This is a genomic window from Nocardiopsis sp. KDC1DS13DA1 (assembly GCF_055632325.1).
In genome coordinates, this window is the sequence record NZ_JBVMUY010000004.1 from 243,383 (window position 1) to 257,665 (window position 14,283).

A 14,283-nucleotide genomic window follows, 5' to 3' on the forward strand; every position below is an offset into this window, starting at 1 on the left:
GCCATGCAGCCCACGCTCGCCGCCGCCGAGGTACGCCGCAACATCACCCAGTACCTCTCCACCACCTTCGCGCTCGCTGACGAACCCGTCCGCGAAGGCCTGGAAGCCTTCTTCAACGACCCCGTCCAGGGCATCTTCCGTGGCCCCTACCTGCGCGTCCGCACGCCCTTCCGTACTTCCGACGACGGGTGGCAGGAACACCTGGAATGGCGCCCGGCCGCCTTCACGCCCTTCCTCCACCAGGCCAAAGCCTGGGAGCGCCTCTCCACCCTCCACGGCCCCGCCGAACCCACCCTCATCACCACGGGCACCGGCTCCGGCAAGACCGAGTCCTTCCTCATCCCGCTCCTGGACCACTGCCGTCGCGAACGCGCCAACGGCAACACCGGCATCAAGGCCGTCCTGCTTTACCCGATGAACGCCCTGGCCACCGACCAGGCCCAGCGGCTCAACGACTACCTCGCCGACCCCGCCCTCTCCCAGGTCACCGTGGGCCTCTACATCGGCGACACCCCCGAGACCGGCTACGACCGGGTGATGACCGCCCGGGGCCAGATCCGCCGCCAGCGCCCCGACATCCTCATCACCAACTACAAGATGCTCGACCTGCTCCTCCAGCGCGAGCAGGACCTGCCCCTGTGGAAGGACGCGGCGCTCACCTACGTCGTCGTCGACGAGTTCCACACCTACGACGGCGCGCAGGGCACCGACGTGGCCATGCTGCTGCGCCGCCTGTCCGCCGCCACCGGCAACGCGCGCCCCGGCCGCCCGCTCGGCGACATCTGCCCGGTCGCCACCAGCGCCACCCTCGGCCAGGACGGCCCGGACGCCGCGAACAGCACCACCCCCACCGACCCCGGAGCCCGTATCCGCGAGGTCGCCGCCACCGTCTTCGCCACCGAGTTCGGCCCCGACTCGGTCGTCGGTGAGGACCGCCTGGCCATCGACGAGTTCATCCCCAAGCTCGAATACGACCTCCCCGTCCCCGACCCGGTCGTGGTCGGCCGGATCACCGACCCGCACGGCGATCCCGCAGCCATGGGCCGCATCATGCGCGAGTTCACCGGCCGCGACGACCTCACCCCGCGCGAACTCGGCGGCCTCCTCCGCCAGCACATCCTCACCAAGGCCGTGCTCGGCATCCTGGACGGATCGGTCGCCCCCATGACCGCCATCCTCGACGAACTCCCCGACCGGGGCGCCTACGCCTGGGGCCGCGCTCTGCGCAGCGCCCCCGAACTCACCGCCGAGGCCCTCGCCCGCTACGTCGCCCTGCTCTCCGTCGCCCGCGACCCCGACGGCCCCGACGGCGACAAGGCCCGCCCCCTGGTCACCATCGAGTCCCACATGTGGGTCCGCTCCGTCTCCCGCCTCCTCCGGGCCGTCGCCGACCGACCCTCCTTCGCCTGGCACGGCGAGACCCTCCCCGCCCTCGGCGCGGAGACCACCACCACGAACATCGGCCGGGTCAGCCTGCCCGCCGTCTACTGCCGCCACTGCGGACGCTCCGGCTGGGCCGCGATCTCCCCCGAGTCCTCCCCGGCCGACCTGGTCACCGACCCGGACAAGATCTACCGCAGCGCGATCGCCAGCAAGAAGTACCTGCGCCCCCTCATCCGCGCCACCCGCGCCGAGGCCGCGCAGAACCCCGCCGGAACCCTCGTCCTGCGCGCCTCCGGCTCGCACGTGCGCCCCGTGGACGCCGACGACATCGCCAAGCACGAGGCCGGAGACCTCGACGGCGTGTTCGTCCTCGCCGACATCGCGCACACCAAGGAGTCCTTCCGCAACGCCGAGAGCGACCGCTGCCCCGCCTGCGACGCCGACCAGGGCACCCGCTTCCTCGGCTCCGGCCTGGCCGCGCTCGCCTCGGTCGCCGTCACCGAACTCTTCACCGGCGGCCAGCTCGCCCACGACGGCGAGACCCCCAGGACGCTGATGTTCAGCGACTCGGTGCAGGACGCCGCCCACCGCGCCGGGTTCGTCTCCAACCGCTCCTACACCTTCTCCGCCCGCTCCCTCCTCGCCTCCCAACTCCCAACCGACGGCACCCCGGTCGACCTCAACGACCTCATCGCCGACACCGTCGAACGCGCCGCCGACCCCGCCTACCTGGCCTGCGTCGTCCCCCCGGACATGCACGACCTGCCCGGCATGGACCGCCTCCTGGCCGGGGAGTCCGCAGGCGGCACCCGCGAGTGGGACCTGGTGGGCGAACGCCTCGCCTTCACCGCCGTCCTGGAGTTCGGCCTGCGCTCCCGCCAGGGCCGCACCCTCGAACTCACCCGCACCTGCGCCCCCCGGGTCCATCTCGACCGGCCCGATCACATCGCCGAGCTGGCCGCCGACGTCCTCCAGCACAGCGGCGCCCAGCTCGGCGGACGGCCTGCCCCCGCCGTCCTCCGCGGCTACGTGCGCGGCCTCCTCGAACGCCTGCGCACCCGCGGCGGCATCAGCCACCACTGGCTGGAGCCCTGGATCAGGAACGTCGGCACCCGCCGCTTCCGCACCATCTGGGGCCAGCGCCCGGACGGCATGCCCGCCTTCCCCAAGCCCAAGGGCGGCGGCGGGCTCCCGGCCCCGCGCTTCCTCACCGACCAGCGCAAGGAACGCAGCGAGTTCGACTCCATCGCCGGGCGCGGCAACTGGTACCAGGACTGGACCGTGCGCTGCCTCCAGGTCAAGCCGGACATGGCCACCGGCTACCTCGGCCGGCTCCTCGACCTCCTCCACGATGAGGGCGTCGTCACCCGCACCACCGCCGACGACGGCTCCACCCGCGTCTACGGGCTCACCCCCGGCCACGTCCAGGTTCGCGCCCTGGCCGACGAGAACGCGGTCATCAGCGGCGGCCTGCGCTGCCACGTGTGCAACTGGCGCCAGACCGTCCACCCCGACGAGACCGCCGACTGGGAGGCCGTCGCCTGCCCGCGCTACCGCTGCACCGGCCGCCTCACCATCGACGAGGACCGCCGCTTCGTCGACGACTACTACCGCCGCCTCTACCGGGAGGCCGAGCCCTTCCGGGTCACCACCGCCGAGCACACCGGCCAGCTCACCCGCGCCCAGCGCGAACGGGTCGAGGAGTCGTTCAAGCGCGGCACCCGCTACACCGACCCCAACGTCCTGTCCGCCACGCCCACCCTCGAACTCGGCATCGACATCGGCGCGCTGTCCGCCGTCATCCTCGGCTCGCTGCCGACCGGACCGGCCAACTACGTCCAGCGCGCCGGTCGCGCCGGACGCCGCTCCGGCAACGCCTTCCTGCTCACCCTCGTCGGTCGGCGCGCCCGCGAACGCTACTACCTGGAGGAGCCCCTCGACATGATCGCGGGGCAGATCGCCCCGCCCGGCAGCTTTCCCTCCGCCGTCGAGATCCTGCGCCGCCAGTACGCCGCCCACCTGCTCGACCTCGCCGCCCGCGGCGAACTCCCCGGGGTGCCCGCCCTGCCCGGCCGCGCCGCCGACCTCTTCGGCGACGTGGGCTGGCTGCGCGGTTTCACCGAGAGCGCCCTCGCCCACGGCGACCGGTTCGTCGCCGGTTTCCTCGACCTGTTCGACGGGGCCGGGCGGGGCGTGGACGACGACGCCGCCAACCAGCTGCGCCACTACGCCGCCGTCGGGTTGAAGGAGGCCGTCGCCCGGATCGAGGAGGTCTGGGCCGAACGCCTCCGCGACCTGCGCGAACGCGTCGAGACCGTCAGCGCCTCCATCGACGCCCTCATCGACTCCGACCCCGAGCAGAAGCGCCGCAAGCGCGCCCTGCGCGCCGAACGCTCCGCCGTGCAGAAGCGCATCGGCGAGATCGGCCGCACCAGCGCCCACGGCGCGCTGATCGACCTCGGACTGCTGCCCAACTACTCCCTCGTCGACAGCGCCACCGAACTGGAGGCCACCCTCACCTGGGACGAGCGCAGCGCTGAGGGCGACCGCGAGTTCCGCAGCGAGGTGCGCGAGTACCGGCGCCCCGCCGTGCGCGCCCTCACCGACTTCGCCCCCGGCAACTACTACTACGTGCGCGGCTACCGGCACGAGGTCAACGGCCTCGACATCGGCTCCATGCACCGACCCGCCTGGCGGGACTGGCGGGTCTGCCCCGCCTGCGGGTATGTGCGCACCTCCAACGCGGCGGCGGACACCTCGCCCTGCCCGCGCTGCGACAACCCCGTCATCGCCGACCGGGGCAGCCTGTACCGGGTGCTGGAGCCCACCCGCGTCTACGCGCGCGACCGGCGCGAGGACGCCCTCATCCGCGACGAGCACGACGAACGCCAGCGCGTCTACTACGAGACCGTCACCGCCGTGGACATCCCCGACGAGGCGATCGCCCCCGGGGCCTGGCGGCACGCGGGCCGCGTGTTCGGTGTGGAGTTCACCCGCGAGGCCGTGATCCGGCGGTTCAACCTGGGCGCGCTGCGCATGAACCGGACCGCCACCACCACCTTCGCGGGCAACGAGGTCATCCCCACCCCGTTCCACGTGTGCCGCGCCTGCGGCGGCGCCACCGCCGACGAGCCCCGCGAGGCCGTCAGCGACCTGCTCGGCAGCTCCTACGACGCCCGGCCCGGCTACCACCGGCCGTGGTGCCCCCAGCGCCGGGGCGACGGGGTCGAGCACGAGCGGATCGTCCTCGCCCACACCCTGCGCACCGAGGCGCTGCGCATCCTGCTGCCGGTGGCCACCGTGCACACCGACGAGCGGATCGTCAGCTTCAAGGCCGCGCTCATGGCCGGGTTCGCGCGCGTCTACGGCGGGTCCCTCGACCACCTGGACGCCACCATCGCGACCATGCCCGACCGGGAGACCGGCCACCAGCGCCGCTACCTGGTCATCCACGACACCCTGCCCGGCGGCAGCGGCTACCTCAACCCGCGCTCGGGGGCCGACGGCATCCGCGAGATCCTCACCGCCGCCCACCGGGTCGTCGCCGAGTGCCCCTGCAAGGAGAGCGAGGGCCGGGCGGCCTGCCACCGCTGCCTGCTCGCCCACGTCAACGACCGGGGCTTCCCCTACGCCGACCGGGCGCTGGCCGAGGAGATGCTCGACGACCTCCTCCAGGACTGGCGGACCGACAGCATCGCCCGCACCGACGACATCTCGCTCTGGGACCAGGTCGAGAGCGAACTGGAGGCGCGCTTCCTCAGCGCGCTCCAGCGATGGGCCAGGGTGCCCGGCTCCGGCCGCTCGTTCGAACTCGGCGGCAGGGTCGACGGCCGCCGCACCGGCACCCTGCGCCTGGTCGGCCCGGACGGCGACGTCGTCGGCTGGCAGGTGCTGTTCCAGAACACCATCAAGTTCACCCGACCCGACGTGGTCTTCCGCCGACTGGACACCAGCGGCGAACAGGTGGCCGTGTACCTGGACGGCTACACCTACCACGCCTCCCCCGAGCACAACCGGATCGCCGACGACGCCGACAAGCGCGCCCGCCTGCGTGCCCACGGCATCACCGTCTTCCAGCTCACCTGGGACGACCTGGACCACCTGGACAAGAAGGACGTCAAACACCCGGTCTGGCCGCCGTACGGCCTCAACGTGCGCAAACCGCTGCGGGAGGCCTACCGCAAGCGCGGCGGCGACCCCGAGGAACTGGCGTCGGTGGTGTGGAACAGCCCGGCCGAAGCCCTGTTCTGCTATCTCGGCGCCCCTGACCGAGAGGCGTGGAGGAAGCGGGTCGAGATGGCCGTCTCCGGGATCATGCGCAAGCCCGGGACGGAGAACACGCGCGGCGGAGCGATCGACGTCGTCCCGCACATCGTCCCCGTGCTGCGCGGTGAACCGATGCCGGGGCCGCTGCCCGGGAAGGGGTGCGCTCTGGTGCGAGGCACCGACGACGCCGGGTGCGCACTGGTGGTCATGGCCCGCCAGGACAAGGAGGTCGCTCTGAGTGCCTTCACGGTCCTCGACGACCGGCCGGAGGCGCTCACCGCCGACCTCGACGCGCACAGGCAGCGGTGGAAGGCGTGGCTGTACTGGGGCAACCTCGTGCAGTTCCTCGCCGCGGAGGGCGGCGACGGAGGACAGTTCGCGCTCAGCGCCCTGGACCGGCTCGACGTGTCCGTGCTGTCGGCGGTCGGCGGGGACGGACTCGACGACACGATCGCCCGGCAGCCGATGGACGACGACGTCACCGAGGAGCTGTTCGGCGACACCCTCGTCAGCACCCGCGCCCAGTCCAGCGAGCTGGAGGAGGGGCTGGCCACCCTCGTCGAGACCATCTCCGAGAGCGCGGCGTCCGGGGCCGGCACCGATACCGGCGAACCCGCGGTGGAGATCACCATCGACCCCGCCTGGGTCCAGGTCAACGAGCTCATGGACCCGGAGGAGCCCGGCCTGAACAGCCTGGCCAGGAAACTCGCCGACCGCGGCGTGCCCGCCCCCGAGGTCGGCTACGAGCTGGGCGGCGGGTTGTGGCCCGCCGAACTCGCCTGGCCCGACCACAAGGTGGCGGTGGTGCTGTCGGCGGAGATCCACGGCAACCCCACCGACAAGGAGCGGGGAGAGGCCGCCTACGCCCAGGACGGCTGGCAGGTGGCCGAGGCCGCCCGGTGGGACGTGTCCGAACTGGTCCGCATACTGGCCGCTGACGACGAGACGAGTGCGAGGGGATGAGCGTGCAGGACAAGGCCACACTGAGGCTGCTCGACAAGGCGGACAAGGAGATCCGCAAGCTCCCGCGCAACGTCAAGGGCGCGCTGTACGACTTCCAGTACAAGTTCCGGGAGAACCCCGACGCCCCCGGGCTCCGCTTCAAGGCGCTCAAGGGCCACGACCGGCTGTTCTCCGCACGGGTCACCGACGACTACCGGGCGATCCTGTTCCACGTCGGCGGGCAGGACTACATCCTGGTGGCCCTGCGCCCCCGAGGGCAGGTCTACGAGCACCTGGAGCGGTTCCGGTTCGAGATCAACCAGGTGACCGGTGCCCTGGAGATCTTCGACCTCGTCGCCTCGGCCGAGGCGACCGGACCCGAACCGGCCGAGGAGCCCGCTCCCGTCCAGGCCGCCCCGGCCCGGCCCGAGGAACCGGCGGCCGAAGCGGAGCCCGAGTCCGCCGAGCCGCGGCCCCGACCCCTGCTGGCCGACTACACCGCCGACCAGCTCCGCGACCTGGGCGTCGCGGACGGTCTGGTCTCCCTCGCGCTGTCGATCACCACCGAGACCCGGCTCCTCGGCCTGGTCGAGTACGCCCCCCGGCACACCGAGGAGGTCCTGCTCGCCCTCGCGGACGGCCGAGGCTACGACGAGGTCATGGACGAGGTCACCCGACCCGTCGCCGCCGCCGAACCGGTCGACACCACCGACTACTCCGCGGCCCTGGCCCGCCCCGCCACCCGGGTCACCACCTCCGACACCGATCTCCAGGTCATCCTGGAGGACGACTTCGCCGCGTGGAAGGTCTTCCTCCACCCCACCCAGCGCAGGCTCGTCCGCCGCACCTACAAGGGCCCGGCCCGGGTCAGCGGCGGCCCCGGCACCGGCAAGACCATCGTCGCCCTGCACCGGGTCAAGTACCTGGTCGACCGGCTCGGCCCCGGCGTCACCAAGCCCGTCCTGCTGACCACGTTCAACAAGAACCTCGCCGCCGACCTGCGCTCCCGCCTGAGCGAACTGGGCGGACCCCAGCTCCTGGACCGGGTCGACGTGGTCAACATCGACCAGCTGGCCTCCCGGATCGTCAACGAGTCCGGCCAGGGACGCCAGCGCCGCCGCACGGTCGGCGACGCCCAGGTGCTCCGCGAGTGGCGGGACATGCTGCTCGAACTCGGGGAACAGGACTGGGACGCCGACTTCCTCAACGCCGAGTGGAGCGAGGTGATCCTCGGCCAGGGGGCCCGGACCCGCGCCGAGTACTTCCGCGCCCGCCGGGCCGGACGTGGCCAGCGGGTCAGCCGCGCGCAGCGCGCGCAGATCTGGCAGCTGGTCGAGCGGTTCACCATGCGCCTCCAGGAGAAGGGCCTGTGGACCTTCCGCCAGGTGGCCGAGGCCGCCGCCCAGGCCGAGACCGACCGGGCCCACAAGATCGCGGAGAACCGCCGACGCGAGGCCGAGCACGGCGGCCAGATGCTGCACCGGATGGACCAGTCCTACGCCAGTCTGCGGTTCCGGTACGAGCACGTGGTGGTCGACGAGGCCCAGGACCTCAACCCCGCCCACTGGACGCTGCTGCGCGCGATGGTCGACCGCAAGGACGACGACATCTTCCTCGTCGGCGACACCCACCAGCGCATCTACGGCAACCAGGTGTCCCTGGGCAGCCTGGGGATCAACATCGTGGGGCGGTCCTCCCGGCTGACCCTGAGCTACCGCACCACCCGGGAGATCCTGGGTTCGGCGCTCGGGCTGCTGGGTGAGGAGACCTGGGACGACCTGGACGAGGGCACCGACACGCTGCGCGGGTACCGGTCGGTGCTGCGCGGGCCGCGCCCCGACTTCCACGGCGCGGCCACGTGGGAGGACGAGATCGGGGCGTTGGTGAAGCGGGTCGGCGGCCTGCGCGAACGCGCCCAGGAGGAGGGCAGGGCGACGTCGATCGCCGTGGCCGTGCCCACCCGCGACATGGTCGGCGAGGTGGAGCGGGAGCTGGTGCGGGCCGGTGTGCGCGCCGCCTCGCTCGGTTCGGAGGGGCCGCCGCAGGGGCACGAGGAGTCCGTGCACGTGGGCACCCTGCACCGGTACAAGGGGCTGGAGTACCAGCACGTGGTGATCGCGGGTGTCGCGGACGGGCTGGTGCCCAACGCGAACGTGGAGCGGTACAGGGACACGGACGGTCCCCGGTACCGCAAGGAGCTTCAGCAGGCGCGGTCACTGCTGTTCGTGGCGGCCACGCGTGCGCGGGACTCGCTGCTGGTGTCCTGGCACGCCGAGCCGAGCCGGTTCCTGCCGCCGAACGCGGCGGAGTTGGCGGCCACGAGCGCGAAGCGGGTGGCGGACGAGTCGCCCGAGCTGGGGGACGGGCTGTTCAAGCCGCCGGGCGCGCTGCTGTAGCGGTCCGGGTACGGCGGTGACGACCGCTCCGGTCAGGTGGCCTCGTGAGGACGGGACACCCGGCCGGAGCGGTCGTCAGTGAGGGCCGCTCAGGGGTTCCGGTGTGCGATTCTGGTGCGGGCATGAACACAGAACCTGATCCCGTCAGCACGTACCTGTTGATCCTCAGCGAGCGCGAGGCCGTGGCGTGGGTGCTGCGGAACTCGCTGATGGCCTTTCCGGCGCGACGGCGCCGAGAGGTGGAACGGTTGGGCGTGGGCGATCAACTGATCCTGCTCACGACCCGGGGATGCTGGCACAACCCCACGCGGGACCGGACGAGGCTGATCGGTCTGGCGGAGGTCACCTCGCCGGTGCGGGAGTACGAGGAGCCGGTGACCATCGCCGGACGGGACTTCACCCGCGGCTGCGACCTCCGGGTGGAGAAGGTCGCTCCGTACCGGACGGGGGTGGAGTTGGTACCACTCCTGTCTCGGCTGGAGGCGTTTCCCGACACACGGGCCGGTGCGTGGGCGATCCGGCTGCGTCGGCCTCTGCTGAGGCTGGGGCAGGCGGATGCGGACCTGTTGACCGGTGAGCTGGACCGGGTCGCGGAGGATCCGGGGGAGTCGGTGCCGGAGTACCTGGAGAGGATCCGCCCGGTCGCGTCGGGGTAGACGTGCGGCGGCCCCGGTTTCGGAAGGGAAGCCGGGGCCGTTGGTGTTTGTCAGCGGAGGTCAGCGGCGGGCAGCGGTGAGGAAGGCGTCCCACTCGCGGGCGGGGAACGGGATGTGGCCCTTGGCGGGGTTCTTCGAGTCCCGGACGGCCGCACCGCAGGGCAGGTCGGCGACCTCGACGCAGTTCGGGGCCTGCCCGCTGTAGCTGCTCTTCCGGAAGCCCGTGGGGATGTGCGCGACTTCTACACAGTTCTCTCCTGCGCCGCTGTAGCTGCTCTTCCGGAACACTAGCTCTGTCACGATCCACCTTCTAGTGATGCGACCACATCGCGAATAAAGTCTACGGACTGGGCCACAGTGAGCGCCGCGCTGCTGGCCTCACGCCACATGGCATCGTAGCGGCGTATCTCGTCGGTGCCCTCCACGAACAGGGTCGAGGTGGGAGTCTCGGCGTACCCGATAGTGGGATCGCTGGGCTCGGGAAACTCCATGATCTGAAAGCTTCCGAGGTTGGCAGCGTGCATGCCTGCGGAGAACGGCAGAATCTGAATGGCGATGTTGGCCCTGGTCGCCATGTGTATGAGGTGCTCAAGCTGTGTCCGCATGGTTTCGATCCCGCCCGCATGGCGGCGGAGCGCGGCCTCGTCGATAATCGCCGCGTACTCGGGAGGGTGTAGCCGCTCCAGGATCTCCTGCCGCTCCATGCGTGCTTGGATGTGGCGCTGGATGCGCTCTTCTGAGTAGGCGTTCGCTCCCATGAACACCGCGCGAGTGTAGTCAGGGATCTGCAATAGGCCGGGGATGACCTGGGCCTCGTAGGTGCGGATGAAGGAGGCTTCGACCTCGAAGGACGGGAGCCCGCTGGAGTTGAAGACGTCCTTGTACTTGGACCACCAGCCCGGTTCGGATGCGTCCTTGGCGAGCTGGTGCATGCTCTCCCACGCGTCCTTGTCCACTGCATAGAGCTTGGCGAGCGCATCGAGATGTGCAGGGCGGATGCGTTTGAGGCCAGCGGTTTCCATCTTGCCGAGGGTTGCGCGTGGGACGCCTGACTTCTTCGCAGCGATGTCAAGCGTGTCTCCGGATGCCTCCCTGAGGTCGCGCAGGATGCGGGCGAGGCGTCGACGCCTGATGGTGGGGCTGAAGGAGCGCTTCATAGGGCAAACCTACCAAGGCGTTATGGAGATTCTCTAGAAAGCTTGACCTTGGAGAATCTCTGTCACATGATGGATGCGTGGCCAGTGATCGGCATCTCACTGAGCGTCAACGATGTTGGTGCTGGTCAGGCTACGCCGTGCCCCTTCCCGCTGCCCGGGAAACGCGAAGGTCTCACCCCTGCGGGCACACCGAACCCCCGTCCGCTCCACGCACGCAAGGAGTCTGTTCGTCATGCCCGCAACCGCCCCCATGCCCGTGCTGCCGGAGATCACCGTCTCCCTCAGCGAGCTCGTCCCGCCCCGCTGCCGCCACTACTTCAACCACCGGTCCGGCCGCCCCCACTACCGCACCCGCCGCTACGACTTCGGCTCCTCGCCCCAGTACATGCCGCTGGTCCGTGCGTTCCTCAACGCCTGCGCCGCCGGGCGGGACGAGGACTACCGCTTCGTGTTCACTCTGCTCGGGTCCGAGCTCGCCAACAACGCGCTGTGCCACTCCAGGTCGGGGGAGCGGTTCGGGTTCTACACGCTGCGGTGCGTGCGCCGCCGCGACGGCCTCCACCTCACCTGTCGCGACGAGGGAGCCAGGCGAGCCCACACCCGGGACAAGGCGGGCAGCCACCACCTGGTCGCCGACTCCGCAGGGCTCGACCCCGACGCCGAATCCGGGCGCGGCCTGGCCCTGGTCGACGCCCTGGCCACCGACTGGGGTGACAACGGCTTCACCGGACACCGGCAGGTGTGGTTCTTCCTCGCCTACGACCTCGCCGGAAGCCACTGGAACGACCCGCGGTAGCAGGACACCCCGGCTCCTCGGCCGCCAGTCATCACGACAGAACCGACAGAGGCCCGGGAGAGCGATGCCGCGCTCTTCCGGGCCCACCAATCCCTGTTTCCAACTGACCAAAGTGAGAAAGCAGGATCGATGACGCATCCTATCCCCGCACCCCGCCCACCCGTCGACGTTTTCCCCGACTCCTCCGCCCGATCCGGCGCGGTCCCCGGCCCGCTCTGCCTGTCCTGCGCGCACCCCTCCTGCCGTCGCGGTCGCGCGGCACGGCTGCCGCGCCTCGGTGGCCACCGCGCGGAGTTCGCCCGCGAACACCTGCGTGCGGCCTCCCTCCAGGCCCGCCACCCGCACCTGCTCATCTGGTTCGGGGAGTCCACGCTCTCCTACTGGATCGCGGGCCCCAGCGGCCTTGTTGAGGCTCCCGAGCCCGAATCCCTCGCACGTCTCCTCGAACGAGCCCCGGTCCGCCTCTGAACGGCTGCGATCCCGGTGACGACACAGAGCTGCGCTTCACCGGCTTTGACCTGTGCGGAGAACCACAAGTACGTTCTACGTCGATCGTCGCCTATGTCCGTCCAACCCAGTGGAGCATCAAAGTGAACAGTGAAGCCGTCGAGCAGGCGGCCGCCGTCCCCGGATGGTTTCAGGACAACCTCGATCTGCTGGTCGGCGTCCCCCTGCGGATCCTCCTCATCATCATCGGCGCGCTGATCGTCCGGGCGGTGGCCAGGCGCGCGATCTCCCGCGCCGTGGAACGCCTCCTGCAGCCCTCCGAAGGGGAGAACGCGCCCAACCGCTCCGCCCGGGGACCCGCGGTCCTCCAGCGCGACGCGTCCCGGGCCAGCGAGAGGCGCCAGCAGCGGGCCCGCACCATCGGTTCGGTGCTCAGCAGCTTCACGACCATCGTCGTCGTGGGAACGGCCCTGGCGATGGTCCTCGACCAGGTCGGCATCGCCCTCGGCCCCCTGCTGGCCAGCGCGGGCGTGGTCGGCCTGGCGATCGGCTTCGGCGCCCAGAGCCTGGTGGCCGACTACCTGGCCGGCATGCTCATCATGATCGAGGACCAGTACGGCGTCGGTGACGTCGTCGACCTCGGCGAGGCGGTCGGCACGGTCGAGAGCGTGGGTCTGCGGCTCACCCAGGTCCGCGACATCAACGGCGGCCTGTGGCACATCCGCAACGGTGAGATCCAGCGGGTGCGCAACGACAGCCAGGACTGGGCCCGCGCCGTCCTCGACGTCTCCGTGTCCTACGAGTCCAACCTGGAGAAGGTCTACGAGGCCTTGGAGGAGACCGGCCGCAGCATGCGCAAGGACCCGCAGTTCGAGGGCGTCCTCCTGGAGGACCCGTCGATCTGGGGTGTGCAGTCGCTGGACGCGGACGGCGTCGTCGTGCGCTTCGTCGTCAAGACCGTTCCGCTTGAGCAGTGGGCCGTGACCCGTGAACTGCGCCGCCGCGTGAAGGCGTCCCTGGACGCCGCGGGAATCGAGATTCCGTTCCCCCAGCGCACCGTCTGGATGCGCACCGACGACGGTTCCACCGCCTGACGGGTCCGCTCGCCACGGCGAGGGGCCGCGACGCGATGGCCGCGCACGACGGACAGGCGTGCGCGGCCATCGCCGTGTTCCCGCCCGAGCCCGGCCACCGGGCTCGTCCTGGACGTCATCGCGCAAGGCCGACACCTCCCCACACGTCCCCTCGCGGTCAGGGAACCCTCTCCGACCGGACACCGCAGACTGACCGCATCCGGGGTACCGGGTTCCACCTCCGTGGGGTCACTGTGGGTGGCGGTGTGTTCGATTCACCGCCACCCCCGCGGAGGTTTCGTGCGTCACAGTGAACGGTGTGAACTGGCGACCAGGCCCAGGTGTGTCTGCACCGCCTGCGGAGGAAGCCGACACGGATGGCCCGGCCATCTCGCGCGTGCGGGGGGAGACCCGGAGACGATCAGGGATCTGGGTGAGGCCGCCGAACGGTTGTGGTGGGAGCGGAGGAGGCGGCACAGGGACAACGGTCGCAGGGCGCCCGCCCTGTACCTCCAGCGGGCCGGGGGAACCGTGGTCCTCGCCGCCCTGGTCGCCTGGCTCGCGGACGAGGCGGCGACACGGAAGCGGATCGGTGAACTCGGAGCCGGACTCCACGGCGAGGTCTTCGACCGGGACCTGCGCCGGTACGCCTCGCGGCGCGCCGCGACCGATCCCGCGTTCGCCGATGTCGGAAAGGCGATCGTCGGCCACTTCTGGTGCGACCTGCTCGTGGAGATCGCGAGGGCGCTCGACCTGGGCGCCGACCAACTCGACCGGGTGCCGCAGGCCGCCCGGGACGCGTTGTTCCAGGGCTGGGATGTTCCTTCCTGGGACCGGGCGCGGACGGAACTGGCCGTGGTCGCCCTCGGATCCCTCTGCGCGTGTTTCCGATGGCTCTTCGACGCCGATCCGCGATCCCTGGCCCTGGGCTCACGCGTCCTCGCGGTGCTCATCTGCCCCGATACCGGCGGGCACCCCAGGGTCGCCCAGTGCGCTCTCCGCCCGCTGGTACTGGACACCCTGGGTGGGACGCTCGGGGTCAACCTGGAACCCGGCTGGCTGTGGGGGCAGGAAGTCCTGAGGCCGGTTCCGGACCGGGGCGGCCCCGCGTCCTAGCACCCGTTGGGCTCGCCCGAACCGCGTCCCCACACAGGTGTCGCGTGGTAG

At 71.1% G+C, this 14,283-nt stretch carries 9 protein-coding genes; 7 read left to right on the plus strand and 2 right to left on the minus strand.

The window, feature by feature from the left end; genetic code table 11:
* The first annotated feature begins 3 nt into the window (after positions 1-3).
* The 3 genes from ACTVAJ_RS02960 (at position 4) to ACTVAJ_RS02970 (ending at position 9,643) form a co-directional block, all read left to right on the plus strand.
* Positions 4-6,612 carry a DEAD/DEAH box helicase gene (locus tag ACTVAJ_RS02960; RefSeq protein ID WP_470386448.1) on the plus strand — a complete coding sequence of 2,203 codons (6,609 nt, stop codon included), beginning with the start codon at positions 4-6 and terminating at the stop codon, positions 6,610-6,612.
* Positions 6,609-8,987 (plus strand): UvrD-helicase domain-containing protein, encoded by a 2,379-nt coding sequence (locus ACTVAJ_RS02965; protein ID WP_470386449.1) that lies wholly within the window; start codon positions 6,609-6,611, stop codon positions 8,985-8,987. The genes ACTVAJ_RS02960 and ACTVAJ_RS02965 overlap by 4 nt, the downstream gene beginning before the upstream one ends.
* Before the next feature lie 122 nt (positions 8,988-9,109).
* Positions 9,110-9,643: a hypothetical protein gene (locus ACTVAJ_RS02970; protein ID WP_470386450.1), complete on the plus strand. Its 534-nt coding sequence runs from the start codon at positions 9,110-9,112 to the stop codon at positions 9,641-9,643.
* Positions 9,644-9,703: 60 nt separating this feature from the next.
* Here ACTVAJ_RS02970 and ACTVAJ_RS02975 read toward each other — a convergent pair whose 3' ends face one another.
* Both ACTVAJ_RS02975 and ACTVAJ_RS02980 read right to left on the minus strand, forming a co-directional pair.
* A complete protein-coding gene (locus ACTVAJ_RS02975) occupies positions 9,704-9,946 on the minus strand; it encodes a DUF397 domain-containing protein (RefSeq protein ID WP_470386598.1) in 243 nt (80 codons plus the stop codon).
* On the minus strand, positions 9,940-10,800 hold the full coding sequence (locus ACTVAJ_RS02980; RefSeq protein ID WP_470386451.1) for a DUF5753 domain-containing protein: 861 nt from the start codon (positions 10,798-10,800) through the stop codon (positions 9,940-9,942). Before ACTVAJ_RS02980 ends, ACTVAJ_RS02975 begins: the two co-directional genes overlap by 7 nt.
* 232 nt (positions 10,801-11,032) lie before the next feature.
* Between ACTVAJ_RS02980 and ACTVAJ_RS02985 the strand changes: the two genes are divergently transcribed.
* The 4 genes from ACTVAJ_RS02985 to ACTVAJ_RS03000 all read left to right on the plus strand — a co-directional run bounded on the left by ACTVAJ_RS02985 (position 11,033) and on the right by ACTVAJ_RS03000 (position 14,232).
* Positions 11,033-11,596, plus strand: a complete 564-nt coding sequence (locus ACTVAJ_RS02985; RefSeq protein ID WP_470386452.1) for an ATP-binding protein — start codon at positions 11,033-11,035, stop codon at positions 11,594-11,596.
* 129 nt (positions 11,597-11,725) lie between these two features.
* Complete coding sequence (locus ACTVAJ_RS02990) at positions 11,726-12,064, plus strand: hypothetical protein (protein WP_470386453.1); 339 nt, start codon at positions 11,726-11,728, stop codon at positions 12,062-12,064.
* Positions 12,065-12,186: 122 nt separating this feature from the next.
* Complete coding sequence (locus ACTVAJ_RS02995; RefSeq protein ID WP_470386454.1) at positions 12,187-13,137, plus strand: mechanosensitive ion channel family protein; 951 nt, start codon at positions 12,187-12,189, stop codon at positions 13,135-13,137.
* A 279-nt stretch (positions 13,138-13,416) separates the two neighbouring features.
* The gene (locus ACTVAJ_RS03000; protein ID WP_470386455.1) at positions 13,417-14,232 is read left to right on the plus strand and encodes a hypothetical protein; all 816 of its coding nucleotides are present in this window, start codon (positions 13,417-13,419) and stop codon (positions 14,230-14,232) included.
* Positions 14,233-14,283 lie beyond the last annotated feature (51 nt).